Source organism: Acidovorax sp. Root275, assembly GCF_001428965.1.
Taxonomy (GTDB): domain Bacteria; phylum Pseudomonadota; class Gammaproteobacteria; order Burkholderiales; family Burkholderiaceae_C; genus Acidovorax; species Acidovorax radicis.
Window position 1 is genome coordinate 341,681 of record NZ_LMJH01000009.1, and the last position, 20,078, is coordinate 361,758.

Annotated in this window: 16 protein-coding genes; 6 read left to right on the forward strand and 10 right to left on the reverse strand. The window is 66.3% G+C overall.

Going from position 1 to position 20,078, the window contains the following annotated elements; all coding sequences use genetic code 11:
• Nucleotides 1–23: 23 nt before the first annotated feature.
• A complete protein-coding gene (locus ASE52_RS16610) occupies nucleotides 24–1,436 on the reverse strand; it encodes a peptidylprolyl isomerase (protein WP_057227668.1) in 1,413 nt (470 codons plus the stop codon).
• Between the two features lie 11 nt (nucleotides 1,437–1,447).
• Entirely contained in the window at nucleotides 1,448–3,817 is a 2,370-nt protein-coding gene (locus tag ASE52_RS16615) for an LPS-assembly protein LptD (RefSeq protein ID WP_057227669.1), read from the reverse strand.
• Between the two features lie 161 nt (nucleotides 3,818–3,978).
• Between ASE52_RS16615 and ASE52_RS16620 the strand changes: the two genes are divergently transcribed.
• The 3 genes from ASE52_RS16620 (at nucleotide 3,979) to ASE52_RS16630 (ending at nucleotide 7,272) form a co-directional block, all read left to right on the forward strand.
• A complete protein-coding gene (locus tag ASE52_RS16620; protein ID WP_057227671.1) occupies nucleotides 3,979–5,121 on the forward strand; it encodes a phosphotransferase in 1,143 nt (380 codons plus the stop codon).
• A gap of 91 nt (nucleotides 5,122–5,212) precedes the next feature.
• Entirely contained in the window at nucleotides 5,213–5,944 is a 732-nt protein-coding gene (locus ASE52_RS16625) for a 16S rRNA (uracil(1498)-N(3))-methyltransferase (RefSeq protein ID WP_057227673.1), read from the forward strand.
• Between the two features lie 182 nt (nucleotides 5,945–6,126).
• Nucleotides 6,127–7,272 carry a diguanylate cyclase gene (locus tag ASE52_RS16630; protein WP_057227675.1) on the forward strand — a complete coding sequence of 382 codons (1,146 nt, stop codon included), beginning with the start codon at nucleotides 6,127–6,129 and terminating at the stop codon, nucleotides 7,270–7,272.
• Between the two features lie 31 nt (nucleotides 7,273–7,303).
• Here the strand turns inward: ASE52_RS16630 and ASE52_RS16635 are convergent, their stop codons facing one another.
• Nucleotides 7,304–8,596, reverse strand: coding sequence for an acyl-CoA dehydrogenase family protein (locus ASE52_RS16635; RefSeq protein ID WP_057227677.1), 1,293 nt, complete (start codon nucleotides 8,594–8,596; stop codon nucleotides 7,304–7,306).
• Nucleotides 8,597–8,793: 197 nt separating this feature from the next.
• Between ASE52_RS16635 and ASE52_RS16640 the strand changes: the two genes are divergently transcribed.
• The 3 genes from ASE52_RS16640 (at nucleotide 8,794) to ASE52_RS25240 (ending at nucleotide 11,952) form a co-directional block, all read left to right on the forward strand.
• Nucleotides 8,794–9,564 carry an SOS response-associated peptidase family protein gene (locus tag ASE52_RS16640; protein ID WP_057227678.1) on the forward strand — a complete coding sequence of 257 codons (771 nt, stop codon included), beginning with the start codon at nucleotides 8,794–8,796 and terminating at the stop codon, nucleotides 9,562–9,564.
• Between the two features lie 224 nt (nucleotides 9,565–9,788).
• Nucleotides 9,789–10,556 carry a hypothetical protein gene (locus ASE52_RS25235; RefSeq protein ID WP_081474671.1) on the forward strand — a complete coding sequence of 256 codons (768 nt, stop codon included), beginning with the start codon at nucleotides 9,789–9,791 and terminating at the stop codon, nucleotides 10,554–10,556.
• Nucleotides 10,557–10,935: 379 nt separating this feature from the next.
• Nucleotides 10,936–11,952 carry an acyltransferase gene (locus ASE52_RS25240; protein ID WP_158004169.1) on the forward strand — a complete coding sequence of 339 codons (1,017 nt, stop codon included), beginning with the start codon at nucleotides 10,936–10,938 and terminating at the stop codon, nucleotides 11,950–11,952.
• Between the two features lie 410 nt (nucleotides 11,953–12,362).
• Here ASE52_RS25240 and ASE52_RS16650 read toward each other — a convergent pair whose 3' ends face one another.
• Genes ASE52_RS16650 through ASE52_RS16680 form a run of 7 tightly spaced genes read right to left on the reverse strand, consistent with a single transcriptional unit; the run spans nucleotide 12,363 to nucleotide 20,054 of the window.
• Nucleotides 12,363–12,974, reverse strand: coding sequence for an alkylhydroperoxidase domain protein (locus ASE52_RS16650; RefSeq protein WP_057227682.1), 612 nt, complete (start codon nucleotides 12,972–12,974; stop codon nucleotides 12,363–12,365).
• A complete protein-coding gene (locus tag ASE52_RS16655) occupies nucleotides 12,971–13,654 on the reverse strand; it encodes a CMD domain protein (protein WP_057227684.1) in 684 nt (227 codons plus the stop codon). The genes ASE52_RS16650 and ASE52_RS16655 overlap by 4 nt, the downstream gene beginning before the upstream one ends.
• A complete protein-coding gene (locus ASE52_RS16660) occupies nucleotides 13,651–14,757 on the reverse strand; it encodes a putative FMN-dependent luciferase-like monooxygenase (RefSeq protein ID WP_057227686.1) in 1,107 nt (368 codons plus the stop codon). The genes ASE52_RS16655 and ASE52_RS16660 overlap by 4 nt, the downstream gene beginning before the upstream one ends.
• Nucleotides 14,699–16,408, reverse strand: coding sequence for an ABC transporter ATP-binding protein (locus tag ASE52_RS16665; RefSeq protein WP_057227688.1), 1,710 nt, complete (start codon nucleotides 16,406–16,408; stop codon nucleotides 14,699–14,701). Before ASE52_RS16665 ends, ASE52_RS16660 begins: the two co-directional genes overlap by 59 nt.
• Complete coding sequence (locus ASE52_RS16670) at nucleotides 16,405–17,385, reverse strand: ABC transporter permease (protein WP_010464806.1); 981 nt, start codon at nucleotides 17,383–17,385, stop codon at nucleotides 16,405–16,407. Before ASE52_RS16670 ends, ASE52_RS16665 begins: the two co-directional genes overlap by 4 nt.
• Before the next feature lie 11 nt (nucleotides 17,386–17,396).
• Nucleotides 17,397–18,335, reverse strand: a complete 939-nt coding sequence (locus ASE52_RS16675) for an ABC transporter permease (RefSeq protein WP_029414179.1) — start codon at nucleotides 18,333–18,335, stop codon at nucleotides 17,397–17,399.
• A gap of 60 nt (nucleotides 18,336–18,395) precedes the next feature.
• A complete protein-coding gene (locus tag ASE52_RS16680; RefSeq protein WP_035197516.1) occupies nucleotides 18,396–20,054 on the reverse strand; it encodes a TIGR04028 family ABC transporter substrate-binding protein in 1,659 nt (552 codons plus the stop codon).
• Between the last annotated feature and the right edge of the window lie 24 nt (nucleotides 20,055–20,078).

Consider the following 20,078-nt stretch of genomic DNA (forward strand, 5'->3'; position numbering starts at 1 on the left):
TTACCTGTCTGTTCATCGGTCGGTCATTGCGGCGGGTCGCGGTATTCCACGTACGCGCGCCCGCGCAGTTCCTGCGCCCAGGTGGCGTAGGCCTCGTCCAGCTTCTTCTCGCGCACGGTATCGCGCGCCATGTCGCGCTGCTCGCGCTGGGTGAGCTTGGCCTCGCGGCGCTCCAGCAGCTGAATCAGGTGCACGCCAAAACGCGACACCACGGGTTCGCTGATGTCACCGGGCTTGAGGGCGTTCAGGGCCTGCTCGAACTCGGGCACATAACGGCCCGGGGTGGCCCAGCCCAGATCGCCACCTTCCTTGGAGCTGCCATCCTGCGAATGCTCGCGGGCCAGCGCGGCAAAATCGGCCTGCCCCATCTGCACGCGGCGGCGGTAATCGGCCAGGCGCGTGGCGGCTGCGCTCTCGGAAAGCTGTGGCCCCGTGCGCAGCAGGATGTGGCGGGCGTGGCTTTGCACCACCGTGGTGGGCACGCCCGCCGTGACACGCTCAATCACCTTGAGTACGTGGAAACCTGCTGGCGAGCGGACGGGCCCGACGATGCCGCCCACGGGCAGGCCCAGCGTGGAGTTCACAAACAGCTCGGGATAACGGTCGGCCGGGCGCAGGCCCAGCTGGCCGTTGGCGCGCTGCCCCTCGGGTGCGTCGGAAAACTCCCGGGCCACGGCCGCAAAGTCTTCCCCCGCGCGCACCTTGTCGGCCGCGCGCTGGGCGCGTGCCTGGCGCTCGGCCACCTGCACGGGGCTCGCGTTCTCAGGCACCAGGACCAGCACGTGGCCCAGGTTGATCTCCATCGCGGCGACATCGTTGCCCTTTTGCTGTTCGCGCAGGTACTGGTCGATGTCCAGGTCCGAGACTTTCACACGCGCTTCCACCTCCCGCTCTCGCAGGCGCTGCAGCAGCAGCTGGTTGCGCAGCTCCTCGCGGAAGCGCTCCTTGCCCATGCCGTCCCGGGCCAGGCGGCGGTAGAGGTCATCGACCGACATGTTGTTCTGGCGGGCCACGCCTTGTTCGGCCTGCGACACGGCGAAGTCATCCACCTTGATGCCGGATTCGCGCGCCTGCTGCAGCTGCGCACGCTCCAGAATGATCCGCTCGAGCACCTCGCGGGCCAACAGATCGCGGGCTGGCATGGCACCCCCCTGCTGGGCCAGCTGGACCTCGGCACGTGCAAGCCGCGAACGCACTTCGTTGTTGGTCACTGGCTCGGAATTGACCACGGCGACGATGAAGTCCGCTTGCCGGGGCGCAGAGCTGCTGCTGCCGCTCGTCTCGGGAGGCAGCGTGATCGACGGTGCGGCCGCCGGGCGCGCCGTCAGCCCCTTGCCCGGCGGCGTGCCGGAGGGGCGCAGGCCCTGGGCCAGGGCACCCTGAGACATCAGGGAAGCCAGGGTGGCAATGGCCAGTGCGATGACACGGTGATTCATGGCGTTAAGCGTTAGTCATAGTTGCTGAAGCGGCTGGGCGTCGTGACCTGCTCGCGCAGGTTCTGGTAACGCGGCACATTTTGCTTGAAGGTGTCCAGCGGACTGGAGCCCAGGCTCAGGCGCGAGAAGCCGACGAACTCGATCTGGAACAACAGGCGGGTGTTGGAGGTGGTCACGCTGCTTTGCAGGCGCTCCAGCACCACGCGGCCGATCCAGCAGCAGCTGTCGTATTCAAGGCCCACCACGGTATCCACCAGCTTGCGATCCTGCAGGCTGTAGTTCAGGCGGCCCACGCTGTACCAGCGCCCGCCGCCCTGGCCCCGACCCGCACCCAGGTCCTTGCCCTTGTCGCCCCACAGGTCGTTCAAGGGCCATTGCCAGCCGATATCGATCTGCTCACTCGTGCCGCGCTGCAGGCGGTAGGCCGCGCTCACGGTGCGGTAGTTGCCGGGGCTGTAGCGCGCGCCAATGGTCGAGCGGATGGAGCGGCCCGTCTTGGGGTTGTACTGCACGGTGGAGTCAAAGCCCCACTGCGGCGTCCAGGTGACGCCCGCACCCAGCAGCAAGTCCGACAGGCGCTCGCTCACGGGGGTGCCGCCCGGCAGGGTGACCTTCTGGTCCGAGAACCGCAGCCGCTGGGCAATGCCGAAGCGCGCGGCCTCGGCGCCCGTGTTTGGGTCCAGCAGCCGCGTCGTCACGCCCAGGGTGAGCAGGTTGTTGTCGGCCAGCCGGTCGTTGCCTCCGAAGGCGTTCTCGGTATAGATCGTGGCGAAGTTGAAATCGTTGGCCGCCGTGTCGTACACCGGCAGCATGCTCTGGTCGCGGTAGGGCGTGTAGGTGTAGAACGCGCGCGGCTCCAGCGTCTGCAAAAAGGCGCGCCCAAAGTAGGCGGCATCGCGTTCGAACACCAGGCCGCTGTCCAGGCTGAAGGTGGGCAGGGTGCGGTTGGCCGAGCGCTGCCCGTTGGACAGCGCCGAGTCAAACTGGTACTGCGTGGCATGCAGCTGCAGGCGCGGGGTGATGAAGCCCCCGGGCGACAGGAACGGCCGGCTGATCTGCGCCATCGCATAGCTGCGGTTGGCATTGGGCTGGCCTGTCAGGTCGCGGGCCGCCTGGAACCGCGTGGTGTCCAGTTCCACACTGGCATCCAGCCCACCGCCCAGCTGCGACGGTGCGTAGCGCCATTGCAGCTGAGGCAGACGGTCGTAAGGCGGCACGATGGGCGAGGTCACATCCTGCAGCGTCTGCCACTTGAGGGTGCGCACGCGGGCCGACATGTCCGTGCCCGCCCACGACAGCATGGCGTCGCCGGGCAGCAGGCGCTGGCGCAGCAGGTCCGAGGCCCGGCCAAAGTCGCGCCAGTAGTTGTCGTCGCTGACGCGGTTGACATTGAGGTTGAGCCCCAGCCCGCCCATCGGCGTATCAAAAGCGCCCTGGTGCTGGCCTGAAAAGCTCCAGCGCATGCGGTCGCGCAGGCGGTCGGAGGGCATGACATCGGCGCTGATCTGGCCAACGTAGCTGGGCTCCAGGTAGCGGAACTCGCCCCCCAGGTTGGCGCCGCGCTTGGTCATGAGGGCGGCACGCAGCGTGGCATCCCGGTTGGGAGCAATGTTCCAGTAATAGGGCTGCATGTACGCCACCCCGTCGCGGCTGTCCAGCCCGATGGTGGGCGGCAGCAGGCCGGATTTGCGCTTGTCCGACAGCGGGAAGGTGATGTACGGAATGGGCAGCAGGGACACGCCCTTGAACTCCAGCACCGCATCTTCGGCCGTGCCGACCTCTTCCTCGTTGTCAATGCGGATGGTGGCGGCGCGCAGCACCCAGTCGGGCCGCCAGCTTTCTTCATTGCCGCGCTCGCAAGTGGTGTACGTGGCGTTGTGCACCACGGCCCGGTCGCGGTCGATGAAATCCACGCGCGTGGCATCGCCATGGGCCTGGGTAGCCAGAAACTTGTAGCGCGCGTCGCTGAAGAAGCCCTCGAAGGCATCCACCCGCAGCTCCAGCGCCGTGCCTTCGTACACGTTGCCCGCGCGGTTGATGCGCACCTTGCCATTGGCCTTGGCGAGGTCTTCGGGCACGTTGTAGTCCAGCCGGTCGGCACGGATCACGGTGTCGCCGCGGCGCAATTCGGCATTGCCTTCGATGACGGCGTTCAGGTCGGCCTGGCCGCTGATGTGGTCACCGGTCACGAACACCGGCAGCTGGGGGCGCACAGCATCCGGGATCTTTTCCTGCAGCAGCGGCGAGCTGCGCAGCGCAGTGGGGGCATCCCAGGCGCTGGCAGGCGGGGCGTCAGGCGCCTGCGCCCACACGGAGAGCGGCAGACCGCACCAGGCCAGCGCCACGCCATAGGCCAGGGCCCGGGGCACGGGGGCGCGCAACCGCTCGGGCTTCGCCTTGACGGACCGGGAACGGGGGGAGGAGGTCTGCACGGTGGGGGGCTTGCAGCGTGGCACGTGGGGCGGTGGGCAGGGGCAGATAAAAAGGAGGAACCCGCCCACCTCAGAGTCTGGGGGAGCGGGTTTGTAAAATCGGATTATCCATGAGCCACCCATCTTCCCCTTCTCCCGCCTGCCCGCCCCCGGGCACGGCCGTGGCAACCCCCGCAACTTCCACCGTGGCCTGGCCCGACGCGGCCCGCCAGGCGGCCTTCGAGGCCTGGCTTGCGCCGCTCGTGGGGTCCCACCAGTTGTTGCCCGCCACACTGCGTCCGGCCTCGGCCGACGCAAGCTTTCGGCGCTACCTGCGCATCGACAGCGCCACGGGCAACAGCCGCATCGTGATGGACGCACCGCCGGACAAGGAAAACTGCCGCCCCTTCGTGCAGGTGCAGGGCCTCATGGCCGCTGCAGGTCTGAACGTGCCGCAGATCCTGGCCTGGAATGAAGCCGGCGGTTTCATGCTGTTGTCCGACCTGGGCCACCAGACGCTGATCGAGCTGCTAAACCCCGAGAAGCCCCAGGCCGCCTACGCCTGGTACCAGCAAGCCACCGATGTGCTGCTGGACTGGCAAAAGGCCTCCCAGCCCGGCGTGCTGCCGGCCTATGACGAAGCGCTGCTGCGCCGCGAACTGGCCCTGTATCCCGACTGGTACCTGGGCCAGCACCGGGGCGTCACGCTGGACGACCAGCAGCAGGCCACCCTGGGCAGCGCCTTCGACGCCATCGTGGCGCACAACCTGGCCGCGCCCAGCGTGTACGTCCACCGCGACTTCATGACACGCAATCTGATGGCGCCCATCGAAGACGGCGCGCCGCTCGGGGTCCTGGACTTCCAGGACGCCGTCTATGGCCCCATCACCTATGACATTGCCAGCCTGCTGCGCGACGCGTTCATCAGCTGGGAAGAGGAATTTGTCATCGACATTACCGTGCGTTACTGGGAGAAGGCCCGCAAGGCAGGGCTGCTGGGTGCCACCAGTGCCAGCGGCTGGGGCAACGACTTTGGCGAGTTCTACCGCAGCGTCGAGTGGATGGGCCTGCAGCGCCACCTCAAGGTCGCCGGCATCTTTGCGCGCCTGACCTTGCGCGATGGCAAGCCCAAGTACCTGGCCGATGCGCCCCGCTTCATGGCCTACATCCGCGCCACGGCCAACCGCTACCGGCAGCTGGGGCCCCTGCTCAAGATGCTCGACCAGATCGAAGGCACCGAGCCGGTCACGGGCTTTGCCTACGGCCGGATGTAGTGGCGCGACTGGGCGCACGCAGTAAAAATCGAATCAAATCAGGCTCTAGCGCTTATCCATAAAGCGCAAAAAGCTATAAATTAAGTAGCAAATGCCCCGTTTCCATTGCCCGGCCCTTCTGGCCACCGGCGCCGAGCTGGATTTGCCCCCCGGCGCTGCGCGCCACGTGCAGGTGCTGCGCCTGCAGCCGGGCGACGCCATCACGCTGTTCCATGGCGGCCAGGGCGAGGGCGATCCGGGCGGGGAGTTCGACGCCACCGTGCTGCGCATGGGCCGCAGCGACGTGCGCGTGGTGGTGGGTGCCCACCATGCCACCGAACGCGAAGCCCCGCGCGCCGTGCACCTGCTGGCCGGCATCACCGCCAACGAACGCATGGACTGGCTTGTCGAAAAAGCCACCGAGCTGGGCGTCGCCAGCATCACACCCCTGGTGGCCGAGCGCAGCGTCCTCAAGCTCAAAGGCGAGCGCGCCGAGAAAAAAATCGCCCACTGGCAGGCCGTGGCCGTGGCCGCCTGCGAACAATGCGGCCGCAACCGCGTGCCCGTGGTCCACGGCGCCGTGGACCTGGCAGCCTGGGTGCGCGCCCAGACTGCGGCTTCACAACGCCTGCTGCTGTCGCTGCGCACGGGCACGGCACCGCTGCGCACGGCGGCGGCCCCATCCGGACCCGTGGTGTTCCTCTCTGGCCCCGAGGGCGGCCTCTCCAGTGCCGAGGAAGACCTGGCGCTGCAACACGGCTTCACCCCGATCACGCTGGGGCCCCGCGTGCTGCGCGCCGAGACGGCGCCACTCGCGGCCCTGGCGGCACTCACCCTCGTTTAGATCGCCGCCTACGCTCTGCGGGGCCGCGCATGGGCCTTGTCAACCCCAGACCCAGCCTGGGCAGGGCTGTACGCAGGACGGCCACCCCCCTAGAATGAAACGGCGCACGGGGTACCCCCGACCGCACGCCGCCGTCCCCCTCCGTTCCACTCGACCCCACCGTCCTGGCAGGAGCCCTCACCTTGCGCACACCTTCCCGCTGGCAACGCATCCGGGATGTGATCCTCTCCACCGACCGACGGCGACGCACGCTTGTGGGCATGGCCTTGCTCGCCCTGTTGCTCATGGCCAGCAGCGCGGGCGTCATGCTGATGGTGGCGACGGCGAGCAGCGCAGTGAACGCCGTCGCCGTGCAGTGGTGGGCAGCCATCTCGGTCGGCGGGCTGGTGGTGATGACCGCGTTCATCCGCTCGGGCGAAACCGCCCGGCTCAGCGACCCCTCGCTCACCGTGCCCCAGATGGTCTGGACCATCACCAGCGGCGCCGTGGCCTATGTGCTGGCCGGCGAAGCGCGAGGCATCGTGCCCAGCGTGCTGGCCATGATTCTTTTCTTCGGCACTTTCGGGCTGACCGTGGCCGAGGTGATCGGCATCGGTGTGTATGCGCTGCTGGCCTTTGCCTGCGCCGTGGTGGCCACCACACGCTTCAATGCCAGCCCGCTGGGCTACCTGGATACCGCCTACGCGCTCATGGTGCTCATCGTGCTGGGCGGCAGCATCGCGCTCAACCTGCGCATTCAGCGCATCCGAGCACGGCTGCAGGAACAGCGTGAGGCACTGGCCCAGGCACTCGCGGTCAACCGTGATCTGGCCACCCGGGACGAGCTCACGGGCCTGCCCAACCGCCGCGCCATGCAGGATCTGATGGACCTGGAGCGCCGGCGCAGCCTGCGCAGTGGCCGCCTCATGCTGCTGGCGGAACTGGACATCGACCACTTCAAGCGGGTCAACGACACCCACGGCCACGCCACGGGGGACCGCGCTCTGCAGGCCTTTGCAGGCGTCGTGCGGGCCAGCGTGCGCGACACCGATGTGCTGGCACGCTGGGGCGGCGAGGAGTTTGTGCTGCTGCTGTCCGACACCCAGGTGGACGATGCCCGTGAACTGCTGGAGCGCGTGCGCCAGGCCGTGGCGGCGATGGAGATTCCGCATGCCTCGGGTGTGCTGCGCATGACCGTCTCGGCCGGCCTGGCACTGCACCTGCCCGGCGATACGGTGGAGCTGACGCTGGAGCGCGCCGACCAGGCGCTGTACACCGCCAAGTCGCTGGGGCGCAACCGCGTGGTGGTGGCGCCCTCCGGCCCGCGCGCCGCCCGGGCCTCGGCCTGATCTCCTCTCGCACCCAGGCCGGTTCAGGCGCTCAAGCACTCAGGCGTGGCGGCGCGCACATCTGCTCCGGGGTGATGAAGTAGGCCGCCAAGTCACCGAGCTGCTCGCGCGCCTGGCGCAGCTCCTGGCGCGCCACGGTGCGCAGGTGCACCTCGTCCGGGCCGTCCATCAGCCGCAGCGCGCGGCCCCAGGTCCAGAACGCCGCCAGCGGCGTGTCGGGCGAAAGGCCCATGGCGCCAAAGATCTGCATGGCCCGGTCCACCACCCTCTGCTGCAGCCGCGCGGCCACTACTTTGATGGCAGCGACCTGAGCACGCACCTGCCGGGCATCCACGGCGTTGCCCCGGTCCAGCAACCAGGCCGCGTGCAGCACCAGCAACCGTGCCTGGTCGATCTCGATGCGCGATTCCGCCAGCCATTCCTGCACATTGGCCTGCTCTGCCAGCGGCTTGCCAAACGCCGTGCGCTCCAGCGCACGCTCAGCGGCCAGGCGCAAGGCCAGCTCGCACTGGCCGATGGTGCGCATGCAGTGGTGCACCCGCCCCGGCCCCAGGCGCGCCTGCGCCATGGCAAAACCTGCCCCCCAGTCGCCCAGCAGGTGCTCGGCCGGCACGCGCACGCCCTGCAGCAGGATCTCGCAATGCCCCTCGGGCGCATGGTGGTGCAACACGCTGATGTTGCGCACGATCTGCACGCCCGGCGCGTCGGCAGGCACCAGCACCATGCTGTGGCGGGCGTGGCTGCTGATCGCCACATCACCATCGGCATTGCGGCACAGCACGATGAGCAGCCTGCAGTGCGGGTGTGCTGCGCCGGTGATAAACCACTTGCGGCCGCTGAGCACCAGATCATCGCCTTCGCGCCGCACCGTGGTCTGCAGGTTGGTGGGGTCGGACGACGCCACATCGGGCTCGCTCATCGCGAAGGCCGAGCGCATGCGCCCCAGTAGCAGCGGTTGCAGCCACTGTGTGCGCTGCGCGGGTGTGGCAAAGCGGTGCAGCAGCTCGATGTTGCCGGTGTCCGGCGCGTGGCAGTTGAACACCTCGGCCGCCCAGGGCAGGCGGCCCATGGCCTCGGCCAGCGGCGCGTAGTCGAGGTTGGACAGGCGCGTGCCCGGCTCGTCGCTCCGCAGCGTGGGCAGGAACAGGTTCCACAGGCCTTCCTCGCGGGCCAGGGCCTTGAGGTCTTCCAGAAACGGGGGCGGGTAGTCGCCCGCCAACACCGCCGCATGCCAGGCGGCGTTGTACGGCAGCAGATAGCGGTCGATGAACGCGGTGAGGCGTTCGTGCATTTCACGGGCCAGGGGCGAGGGGGCGAAGTCCATGGGGGCATTGTGAAAACACCGCCAAGGCGCGTCACAACGCAGGTGACAACCGGCTTGATGCATGTCAGGGCCGCACTGGGCGGGCAATGCATGGACCTGTAGTTGCTTCTATTTTTATAGCTGATAGCGCTTATAAAACAGGCGCCAGAGCCATATTTCATCCCAAAAACCCAGGCACCAAGCGCTACCATCGCCCCATGAGCACCCACTACGAAACCCTGCCCCACGCTGAGACCTACCGCGAGGCGTTTGCGGTCGAACCCCCCGAGGCCCTGGGTGAACGCCACCTGTGGCCCCGAAAGCCGGGCTTTTTCATCGTGCACGCAACCACGGCTGCGGCCATCTCCCAGCCGGCAGTGGCCAAGGCGACAATCGATGTCGAAACCCATGCCCTGGCAGATGCCCCCACAGAAGCGCCCGAATCCAACACCGAGCGCGTGCTCATACCCGCGCAGTGGGGCCTGGTGCCGCACTGGGTCAAGTCGGCGTCGGACGCCAAGCTCCGTGCGCCCAAACTCGTCAACGCCAAGTCCGATACCGCTTCCACCGGCACAGCGTTCCGCGACGCGTGGCTGGGCGGCCAGCGCTGCATCGTGCCCATGGCGGCGTTCTATGAAGACGACCTGCGCAGCGGCAAGGCCGTGCCCACCCGCATCGCCCGCGTGGACGGCAAACCCATGGGCGTGGCGGGCCTGTGGGCACGCTGGCAAGGCAGCGACGGCGAGGTAATCGTCAGCTACTGCCTGCTCACGGTGAACGCCAACAACCACGCGCTGCTGCACCGCTACGGCCAGCCAGGCAGCGAGAAAAGCATGCCCGCCATCCTGAACGAAGGCGCCTACGACGCGTGGCTGACAGCCCGCCCCGAAAAGGCCAAGGAGTTCATGCGCCAGTACGCGGCCAACTGGCTGCTGGCCAACCCCGTCGAAAAGAAGTCGGACAAGGTGCCCAAAGCATTGTTGGGATGAGCTGAACAAAGTTGCGCAGGCCGCCGCCGCAAGGACGCGAGGCACCCACTGGGCCATTGGCTGGTGAGGCCGAGCCCTCTGATATTTCGTTGTACTGAGGGATACAAATCAATACACTCGTTTCTGCGCGGGTTTGCCAACCCCCGCGCAGGAACGTGGTGCCAGTCAATCAGCACGATCTATCAGCGGTTGGTTCATGTTCAGACTAAACGAAAGAGATCAACATGAAAAAGTCTTTCTCAAAATGGGGAGCATTGCTGTCGGTCGCGCTCTTGATGGGATTGAGTTCCTCGGTGTACGCGCAAGCAACACGAACCTGGGTATCAGGCGTCGGCGACGACGCCAACCCCTGCAGCCGAACCGCACCCTGCAAGACATTTGCCGGGGCCATCAGCAAAACGGCGGCGGGCGGCGAAATCGACGTGTTGGATGACGGCGGGTTTGGGGGAGTCACCATCACAAAATCCATCACCATCAATGGCGGAGGCCATATTGCGGGTATCTTGGTAGCTGGCACGAATGGTGTTGTAATTAATGCTGCCACCACCGATGTGGTTATATTACGGGGGCTTACGTTCACGGGCACATCAGGCGCTCTTAACGCAGTCAGATACATGGCTGCCCGGTATGTCGTTGTAGAAGACAGCTCGATTTCAGGCTTCACCAACGGTATCAACATGCTAACTACGGTTGTGAATGGCCGAATGGATATCCGTAATGTGCAAATGACCAACGGAACCACCCTCGTTGGCACCACCGGTATCCACGTTGGGGCCGCCAACTCCATTGCCACCATCAGCGATGTATCCGTTCGAGGCTACACAGACGGTATCACCACCCGCGGTGGCGTAACCTACTTGCGCGGCTCCACGATAGTTGCCAACAACACTGGCTATAACAATATGGGTGGTAGTCTTTTATCTTTTGGTGACAATATGGTAAGTGGCAATGTGGTGAACGGCACGCCCACAGGAAGCATCCCGCATTTCTAAAAAAATTGCATTTGTCCAAGGCATTTCCCATCTTCACTCCGGATGGGGAATCCCTGCTCAATCTTTTTGCCAAAAAATGGCTATAACCGCGCCCTCTTCTCGATCAACGCGGTGCGCAGTTTGCGGGCAAGGCACATTGGTCGCATAAAGCTGGGTAGGTGAGATATCTATCCAGAATCACCGCGCCGTGCGCATTGAGACCGTGGGGCGCCCCGCTGCACTGTGAATGCTCGCAGCAACTGTGGTCAAGCTTGTGGAGCATGTTGATCCTTCCATTCTCGCGCTGCACAAGAGTTTCTCGACTTGGCAAGGTCCCCACTGGTTGTCCCGTGGTCTGATCCGATCCAAACCTCTCGAGGTCACTTCATCTAAATTCCCCATGCTTGGATCGCTGCGTTTTTTGCTTGCTCTGTTTGTTGTCATAGCCCATTTAACCGGTGGCATGCCATTTTTCTCGCATTGGGGTGGCTTCGCCGTCTTTGGCTTTTACATGATATCGGGTTATCTCATTACTTTGATTTTAAATGAGACATACCATTTCCGCCTCTCAGCCTTCGCACTCAACAGATTTTTACGCCTCTTCCCCATCTACTATATTGTGGCGATAGTCACTGCGTTCATCATTGCTTTCTCGAATAACGCAAGCGAATTTCACCCCGCATGGAATCTTCAAACAAGATGGATAGATATTCTCGGAAATAGTCTGATCATCCCGTTTGAATTCTATAACTCATCTTTCCGCCTGGTACCTCCCACTTGGTCCGTTGCGGTCGAATTAATTAATTATTTTATACTCTGGGCGATTGGGGCCAGAAGCAGAGCGCTGGCAATTTTATTATTTTTGGTCGCTTTCACGTACCATCTTGCAAGCTTTCTGAGTGGGGCAGGCTGGGGACAACGCTATTCACCCTTTTATGCTGCTCTTTTGCCATTTTCCGTGGGGGCAATCATCTATTTTTTCCAGAACTCTATAATTGTCCTACGCCGACAGCAAATAATCTATTTGAGCAGATTTTCATGCACTATCTGGCTAGGCAATCTGGTACTCTGTGGTTTCATGGGAGGCTTGAACAGTCGATTTTTTGAGTTATTTTCCTATATCAACCTCTGCTCGCTCGCCATTTTTCTCTGCACCAATATTCGCCCACCATCAAGCGATGCTCCAATCGGCCTATGGGATAAACGGCTCGGCGATCTCGCGTATCCGGTATTTCTTACACATTGGGTCGTTGGCTTCGTAGTGGGCCAAGTGTTCCTGGATGGACAGCACCGAGGATTACTCTTGTTCACAGTTTCCCTACTTCCAATCATTGCAATTTCTTATGCATTGTCCGAAATTGCAGACCGAATGATTGAGCCGTTGCGAAACAAGGTGAGAAGCGGACTCAAGTCCTGAAAGAGCCTTCCCGGCAGCAGGCGTTTCATCACAGTCCCTGACGTAAAGGTCGAGCGTTAACGACCAGGGATTGCTTCTCTCCTCGGAAAGCAAACATTGGTCATTGGCTAGAGACGCCTCCAGCCAATGACCGCACCGTGCGAACTGGCTGCTACGGCCTTGGGATCTTCTGCACGAACTGAGAAGTCCGTGCGCGCCGCGGATCGGGAAAGGCGGCAGGGCGCAAATCAGGGCAACAGCTGTGACTATTGCAATCTCCATGCCATTGGAGCTGGTGACAAGGACAAACCTCTATGCCCTCCGAGAATGGACGACAAGGTTCCGAGGGCTTGCTGGGCCGGCCCAGCAAGCACCTTGGCATCCGACCGCCAGGACTTCATTGCAGACAGTGCCCTGCGCAATGAGTCCGCCTAGCCGCCCACCTGCAACTGCGGCTCCCCCAGCGACAGCATCAGACGGTTCGCCCAGTTGAAGAACGCCGCGCCGTGCAGTGCGTCGGAGATCGCAAAGTCGTCGAGCCCTGCAGCGCGCAGGTTGTCGATGTGCGTGCCGTCCAGCGCCGCGGGTGTGGTGGTGAGCGCCACCGACGCCCCGACGATGGCGTTCCAGCGCGGGTCCAGATCCGCCCCGACACCCTCGTCCAGCAGACGCTGCACATCGGCCTCGCGGTGCGAGAAGTGCGAGGCAAAACGCGCGTGCACCGACGCGCAGTAGATGCAGCCGTTGGCGCGCGACGTGGCCGTGGCCGACAGCTCGCGCTCCGCCCGGGGCAGCCCTGCGTCGGGGTTGTAGAAGATGTCCTTGTCGGTGCGGGTGCGCGCGCCCAGCGTGTCCGGGTCGCGCGCCAGCAGGCGAAAGTAGGGCGACTTGGCACGTGCCGCGTCCACCAGGCCGGCATAGTGGCGCTCGGTCAACTCGTCCTCGGCCAGCGGGGGCAGCCAGGGCAGCCATTCGAGCTGCGCCTGCGTGAAGGCCGAGGGCTCATGGTTGCCGGGGTGGGTGATGACGGCGGTATCGCTCATGGCTGGGCCTCTGCGGTGTGGGGGGTGGACGACGACGCGGCAGGTGCCGGATGCGCTGCGAGCAGGCGCAGGCCCACCACCACGCGGATCTGGAACGACAGGAACGCCACCAGCTGCGACAGGATCACGATGTCGGTGGCCGACCAGCCTGCGTCCAGCAGCGCCTGCAAGGCCTCGGGGCTGGCATCGCGCGGGTGGAAGGTGAGCAGGTGCGCATGCGCCAAGCCCGCCGACAGCCGCGCGCCCAGCACGGTGCGCTGCGACTCGCCCACGGCGTAAGCGGGGCCGTCGGTGTTTTCGCGGCTCAGCGGGCCGGCGGGGTAGTGGCCGTACGGGCCCTGCGCTGCGCCCCGGCTGACCTCGGCTGCAATCGCCTGGGCCAGCCCCGCACCCGCGTCCTGCGCGACCAGCGCGGCGGCATAGAACGCCGCTGCGTCCGGCTGCTGGTGCAGGCCTGCGACGAAAGCCGCGACCGCCAGGCGCTCGGCCAGCGTGACGGTGCCCGGCGCCGGCGCGGTGGGCGCGAACAACGCACGGTAGCTCGCTTGCGCGTGCGTACGCGCCTCGATCCGGTGGCGGCGGATGGTGTCCAGGTGGTCGCCAGGCTCGATGCCTGCGAGCAGGTCGATGACGTCGGGCAGCGTTGCGCCGGGGGAGGGGATGGGGGCAGGGGTGCTCATGCAAGGGCCTCGGTACGGGTTGCGGAAGAAGGAAGGGCCACGGATGCGGCAGTGGCGTTGCCGGGCTGTTTGCGCACCCAGCCCAGCGCCGGCGCCACGCGCGTGGCCGTGAGTTCGATAGAGCGCAGGATGTGCGCGTGCGGCGGGTCCACCGAATGCACCTGGAACACGATGTCGGTGGCGCGTGCCAGCGCCGTGTCGGCCTGCAGCGAGGCGATCACATCGTCGGGCGTGCCCACGTGCACGTCGTACGCGGCGATCAATGTCTCCAGCGGTGCATCGGGCCCGGGGCGCGGTGCCTGCCCCGGCTGCAGCGCGGCTGCGGCAAAACGCGCGGCGGCGCGGCGCAGGCCCACATCGGCCATGCGTAGCGCCTCCTTGCGGTCGTCGGCCACGAACAGGCTGCGCGAGCCGACGATGCGCGGCGTGGCGCCGCCCGGCAGCGCGGCCAGGTAGGCGTCGATGATGGGGTGCTGCAGGTCGTGCAGCGCTGCGCCCGGCGCCTCGGCCGTGCGCGGCTGGGTGCGCGACAGCATCAGCCCGTCGCCCGCCTGCCCCGCGCGCTCGCCGCCCGCCACCGAGAACGTGGCCTGCCAGATGCGGCCCAGCAGCTGCTCGGCCGTCGGGTACAGCCGGTCGCCACCGGGCAGGGGCCGGCCAGCCCAGGCCTCACGCACCAGGGTCAGGTGGCGCGCATACACGGCGCTGCGGTCATCGCTGGTGATGCCGAAGGCCGCGAACGACTCGGGCGTGCCGCCCGTGCCCACGCCCAGCTCCAGGCGCCCGCCCGAAAGCAGGTCGAGCACGATGGCGTCCTCGGCCACGCGCACTGCGTTTTCCATGGGCAGGGTCACGATGCCGGTGCCCAGGCGGATGCGCCGCGTGCGCGCCGCCACATGGGCCAGGAAGACGAAGGGCGAGGGCAGGCCGCCTTCGTGTTCGTGGAAGTGGTGCTGCGCCACCCACGCGGAGTCGAAGCCGAAGGCCTCCGCATGGGCGATCTGCTCGGTCACCAGCCGGTAGCGTTCACCGGCTGGCACTTCGTCAAGCAGCCTGCTGAAAAAGCCCAGGCGCTTGGTGGGAGAAGGGGTCGATAGGGTCATGGTGATGGTTCTTCTTTCCGGGGATGGCTGCAATGAGTTCACGCGTGTAGTCGCTGCCGGGGCGCAGGAACACGTCTTCCACGCGGCCCGCGTCCACCTGGCGGCCGGCCTGCAGTACCGAGACGGTGTCTGCGATCTGGCGCACCACGGCGAGGTCGTGCGAGATGAAGAGGTAGGTCAGGCCCAGGTCGCGCTGCAGGGTCTCCAGCAGCGCCAGGATCTGCGCCTGCACGGTCACGTCCAGGGCCGAGACGGCCTCGTCAAGCACCAGCACGCGCGGCTGCAGCACCAGGGCGCGCGCAATGGCCACGCGCTGGCGCTGGCCGCCCGACAGGGCGCGCGGGCGGCGCTCCAGCACAGCGGGCGGCAGGCCCACGCGGGCCAGGATGTCGTGCACGCGCTGCGCGCGCTCGGCGGCGGGCAGCGGGTCGAAATTGAGCAGGGGCTCCTCGATGATCTGGAAGATGGTCTGGCGCGGGTCCAGCGAGCTGAACGGGTTCTGGTAGACCAGTTGCACCGTGCGGCGGAACTGCCGCAGCGCCTCTCCGCGCAGGGTGGTGAGGTCCGTGCCCTCGATGACGATGCGGCCCGCCGTGGGCTGGCGAAAGCCCACCACGTCGCGGATGGTGGTGGTCTTGCCCGAGCCCGACTCGCCCACGATGGCGTGCGTGGTGCCGCGCCGCACGCGGAACGACACGCCGTCCACCGCGCGGAACGGCTCCTTGCGACCGGCCACGTCGAAGTCGTGCACCAGGCCATCCACCACGATGGCGAAGTCCTCGGGCCGCTCGGGCGCATCGTTGGCGGCGGCGGCACGGGCCGGGCGAAACGCCCCCTGCGAAAGCGAAGGCGCATCGGCCAGCAGCTTGCGCGTGTAGGCGCTGTGCGGGTTGCGCAGCACGCTGGCCGTGTCGCCCTGCTCCTGGATGCGCCCGCCCTGCAGCACCACCAGCCGGTTGGCGCGGTCGGCCGCCACGCCCAGGTCGTGCGTGACCAGTAGCACGGCGGTGCCGAACTCGCTGCGCAGTTCGTCGATGAGGTCGAGGATGCGCCGCTGCACCGTCACGTCGAGCGCGCTGGTGGGCTCGTCGGCAATGATGAGCGCGGGCTGCAACGCAATGGCAATGGCGATCAGCACGCGCTGCTTCATGCCGCCCGACAGCTCGTGCGGGTACTGCCGCGCACGCAGCTCGGGCTGAGACAGGCCCACCTTGGCCAGCAGGTCAACCACGCGCCGCGCGATGGCCTGGCGATCGCCGTAGCGGTGGATCTTCAAAATCTCGCCCACCTGCTCGCCCACCGTGCGCACGGGGTTGAGCGAGCTGGTCGGGTCCTGCGGGATCAGGCTCACCACGCGGCCGCGCACGGAGTCGAAGCGGTCTACGGACCAGCCGGCAATGTCCGTGCCGTTCAGGCGGATTGCGCCCTGCTGCACCCGGCCGTTGTCGGCCAGCAGCCCGATCAGGGCCTGCGCGGTGGTGGTCTTGCCCGAGCCGGACTCGCCCACCAGCGCCACGACCTCGCCAGGCGCGATCGCGAACGACACGCCGTGCACGACGCGCTGCTCGTGGTCCTTGTCGCGGTAGGTGATGGAGAGGTTCTCCACCTCCAGCACAGGCGGCGGCGCAACGGCCTGGGCGATGGCGGTCATGCGCGCCCCTTCGTCAACGCCACGCTGATGCGGTTGGCCGCCAGCACCACGGCCACCACCACCAGCCCCGGCACGGTGGTGAGCCACCACGCCGTCGAGATGTAGTTGCGCCCTTCTGCGATGAGCAGGCCCCACTCGGGTGTGGGCGGCGGTGCGCCGTAGCCCAAAAACCCCAGCGTCGAGATCGACAGGATGGCCGAGCCGAACTGCAGCGCCGCCATGGCGATCACCGAGGTGAGCGAGTTGGGCAGCACGTGGCGCCACAGCACGGCACCAAAGCGCCCGCCGCTGCCAAAGGCCGCCTCCACATAGTCGGAACAGCGCACGCGCACCACCTCGGACCGTGTAAGCCGCGCAAAGCTGGCCACCGACGCCACGCCCACGGCCACCGCGGCATTCAGCGTGCCAAAGCCCAGGATGATGATGATGGACAGCGACAGCAGCAGCGAGGGCACCGACAGCAGCACGTCGACGGTGCGCATGATCACGTCCTCCACCCACCCGCCAATGGAGCCGGCCAGCACGCCGAGCAGCGTGCCCAGCACCAGCCCCACGGCCACCGCCAGGAACGCGCCCGACAGCGAATGCACCGCACCGAACACCAGCCGCGCATAGCCGTCGCGCCCCAGCGCATCCGTGCCCAGCCAGTGCGCAGCCGACGGCGCCTGTAGTTGCTGGCCGGCCACGCCCACCGTGGCGCTGTAGCTGGTGAAGACACCGGGCGCGACGGCCCACAGCGCCACCAACGCAAGAACGCCCCAGGCCAGCCACAGGCTGATGGGTGCGCTGCGCGCGCGCTGCACCAAGCGGCGGCCCCATGTGCCGCTGTGCGCGCGCGGCGGCGGGGCGGCAGGGATGGGCACCGTGGGCACCACTACAGCAGCAGGCGCCGCCACAGCGCGCTCGAAGCGATGCGGGGCAGGCTGTGCGGCGCCCGTGAAAGCGCCCAGGTGGGCGGTCGAAGACGTGGTGGTCATACGGTATCTCCTCAGGTGCCCAGGCGCGAACGCAGGCGGGGGTCGAACACGGGGTAGAGCAGGTCCACCACCAGGTTGATGAACACGAAGGCCGTGGCCGAGACCACCACCACCGCCTGCAGCACGGCGGTGTCCTGGTTTCCCACCGCCTGCTGCGTGAGGCTGCCCAGGCCGTTGAGGCCGAATACCGCTTCGGTCACCACGGCCCCCGCCAGTAGCTCGCCAAACAGCACGCCCGCAATCGTCAGCGTGGGCAGCACCGCGTTGCGCGCCACGTGTTTCCACAGCACCCACTGGCGCGTGGCACCCTTGGCGCGCGCCACGGCCACGAAGGGCTGCGTGAGCACCTCGTCGATGTTGCGGGTCAGGATCTGCGCCAGCGGCGCGGCGATGGGGATGGCGAGCGTGAGCGTGGGCAGCACCAGGCCCTGCCACTTGCCGGGGTTGATCACCGGAATCCACCCCAGGCGGAACGACACCACCTGGATCAGCATGATCCCCAGCCAGAACACCGGCACCGAGATGAACAGCGAGGGCAGCGACTGCAACGCCGAGCGCAGCCAGCCCCAGCGCGTGAGCTGCGAGGCAAACGCCAGCACCACCGCCAGCAGCAGCGCCGCCGCAAAACCCAGCCCCGCCAGGCGCAGCGTGGGAGGCAGGTTGGTGGCCAAGCCCTGGCTCACCGGCACACCCGCCTGCACCGAGTACCCGAAGTTGCCGCTGAGGAAGCCCAGCAGCGTGTGCAGATACTGCTGCCACACCGACGTGTCCGCGCCGTAGGCCGCACGGATGTCCGCGATCTCCTGCGGGCCCAGGCCAAACTCAGGGTTCAGGAACTTGATCAGGATCGCATCGCCCGGCAGCAGCTGCAGCAGCACGAACGATGCCGTGAAGGCGGCCCACAGCACCAGCAGGGCCTGGCCCGTGCGGTTGGCAAGGTACTTGAACATGTCGAACTTTCCTTCCACGGCCGAGGGCATCAGGCCTGACAGGCGGGTGCCCTCCAAAGATCAGTGCTTTGCCGCAATCCACGTGCCGTAGAAGCTGGGGCGGCCCACGGCCTCAAACTCCACACCCTTCACCGAAGGCGCACCCGCAAAGGCCTGCGGCTCTTCGAACACCGGGATCACATAGGCCTGTTCGATCAGGTAGTTCTGCACATCGGCCGTGAGCGCCAGGCGCTTGGCCGGATCGGTCTCGGCGGCAATGGCTTCGAGCAAACCGTTGAGCTTCGTGTCTTCGAACGACTTGACCTTGCTGCTCACCCCACCCTTTTGCAGCAGCACGTTGCGGTTGGTGGGGTAGTAGTTGCTCTTGATCACGTCGGGGTCGGCGCGGCCCACCATGCCGGGGGCGACAGGGGTCTTTTCGGGATCGAGGCTGTCCACGGTGCGGCTGCCAGAGTCGCCCGCCAGCACATTGAGCTTGACGCCCACCTTGGCCCACTGCTGGGCCACGAGCTGCAGGGTTTCCTTGTTCTGTGGCTGCGGCAGCGACTCGTACGCGGCCAGCACCAGCTCCTTGCCGTCCTTCTCGCGCAGGCCGTTGGCATTGAGTTTCCAGCCGGCGTCATCCAGCAATTGTTTGGCCTTGGCCTCGTCGTAACCCAGCTTGGCCGACAGGTTCACATAGCCCAGGGCCGTGGACGCGATGACCGATGTGGCCTGCGGGTAGTTGGCCGAGAACAGGGTCTGCACGATCTCCTTGGTGTTGGTGGCATGCAGCAGCGCCTGGCGCACCTTCACATCGGCCACCAGCGCGTTGTCGGGGCGAAAGACCACGCTGTTGTTCACGCCGCGCGTGGAGGGCGCGTAGATGGCGAACTTCTGGTCGAGCACGCGCTTTTCGTCATAGGCCTGCACCTGGCGGATGAAGCCCGCCTGGCCCGACAGCAGCGCACCGATGCGCACGCTGTCCTCGGGCGTGACGATGAGCTTGATCTCGTCGAGGCGCGCACGGCCCTGGTGGGCGTGCTTGGCGGGGCCCCATGTGTAGTCCTTGCGGGCGGTGAGCGTGAGCTCCTTGCCCAGCGTCTCGGCCGTCACCACGAAGGGCCCGGAGCCGATGATCTTGGTCGCATCGCCCAGCTCTTCAAACGGCCGTGCCAGGGTAGCCAGCGACACCAGGCCCGAGCCGATGACGGACGTGCCCTGCAGGAAGCCGGGCGATGGCTTCTTGAAGTAGAACTTGACGGTGAGCGGGTCCACCACCTCACTGCGTTCGTAGTTGTTGATGACTTCGGACACGGGCAGCTTGAGTTCCTTGTTGCCCAGACCGTAGGTGTCGTAGTTCCTGGCCACGGCGGCGGCATCGAGCGGGGTGCCGTCCGAGAAGGTCACGCCTTTCTTCAGCTTGAAGGTGTACTCGGTGGCGGTAGGGTTCACCTCCCACGACTCGGCGATCCAGGGCTGGATCTCCAGGGTCTTGGGGTCTTGGTAGGTGAGCTTGTCGGTGATCTGGTTGAGGATGCCGCCGTTCGGATAGAAGCCCCCTGCAGGCGGGTACAGGTTGGTGTGGGCCTGCTGCTCCAGATACACCAGCGTGCCGCCCTGCACGGGTTGGTCGGTGGCGGCACCGGTGGAGGCGGCTGGCTCGCTGGCCTGCTTGGAGCAGCCCGCCACCAGCACGCCCAGCGCCAGCGCAGACGCACCCCACACCCTCCATCCCATTGATTTCTTCAGAGAAAACACGTT

Bases quoted from the DNA above. Each gene is read 5' to 3' on its own strand.
- ASE52_RS25235 (WP_081474671.1), top strand. From the start codon at position 9,789: ATGAAAAAGTCTTTCTCAAAATGGGGAGCATTGCTGTCGGTCGCGCTC.
- ASE52_RS16660 (WP_057227686.1), bottom strand. From the start codon at position 14,757: ATGACCCTATCGACCCCTTCTCCCACCAAGCGCCTGGGCTTTTTCAGC.
- ASE52_RS16680 (WP_035197516.1), bottom strand. From the start codon at position 20,054: ATGGGATGGAGGGTGTGGGGTGCGTCTGCGCTGGCGCTGGGCGTGCTG.
- ASE52_RS16610 (WP_057227668.1), bottom strand. From the start codon at position 1,436: ATGAATCACCGTGTCATCGCACTGGCCATTGCCACCCTGGCTTCCCTG.
- ASE52_RS16670 (WP_010464806.1), bottom strand. From the start codon at position 17,385: ATGACCACCACGTCTTCGACCGCCCACCTGGGCGCTTTCACGGGCGCC.
- ASE52_RS16640 (WP_057227678.1), top strand. From the start codon at position 8,794: ATGAGCACCCACTACGAAACCCTGCCCCACGCTGAGACCTACCGCGAG.
- ASE52_RS16625 (WP_057227673.1), top strand. From the start codon at position 5,213: ATGCCCCGTTTCCATTGCCCGGCCCTTCTGGCCACCGGCGCCGAGCTG.
- ASE52_RS16635 (WP_057227677.1), bottom strand. From the start codon at position 8,596: ATGGACTTCGCCCCCTCGCCCCTGGCCCGTGAAATGCACGAACGCCTC.
- ASE52_RS16655 (WP_057227684.1), bottom strand. From the start codon at position 13,654: ATGAGCACCCCTGCCCCCATCCCCTCCCCCGGCGCAACGCTGCCCGAC.
- ASE52_RS25240 (WP_158004169.1), top strand. From the start codon at position 10,936: ATGCTTGGATCGCTGCGTTTTTTGCTTGCTCTGTTTGTTGTCATAGCC.
- ASE52_RS16665 (WP_057227688.1), bottom strand. From the start codon at position 16,408: ATGACCGCCATCGCCCAGGCCGTTGCGCCGCCGCCTGTGCTGGAGGTG.
- ASE52_RS16650 (WP_057227682.1), bottom strand. From the start codon at position 12,974: ATGAGCGATACCGCCGTCATCACCCACCCCGGCAACCATGAGCCCTCG.
- ASE52_RS16675 (WP_029414179.1), bottom strand. From the start codon at position 18,335: ATGTTCAAGTACCTTGCCAACCGCACGGGCCAGGCCCTGCTGGTGCTG.
- ASE52_RS16620 (WP_057227671.1), top strand. From the start codon at position 3,979: ATGAGCCACCCATCTTCCCCTTCTCCCGCCTGCCCGCCCCCGGGCACG.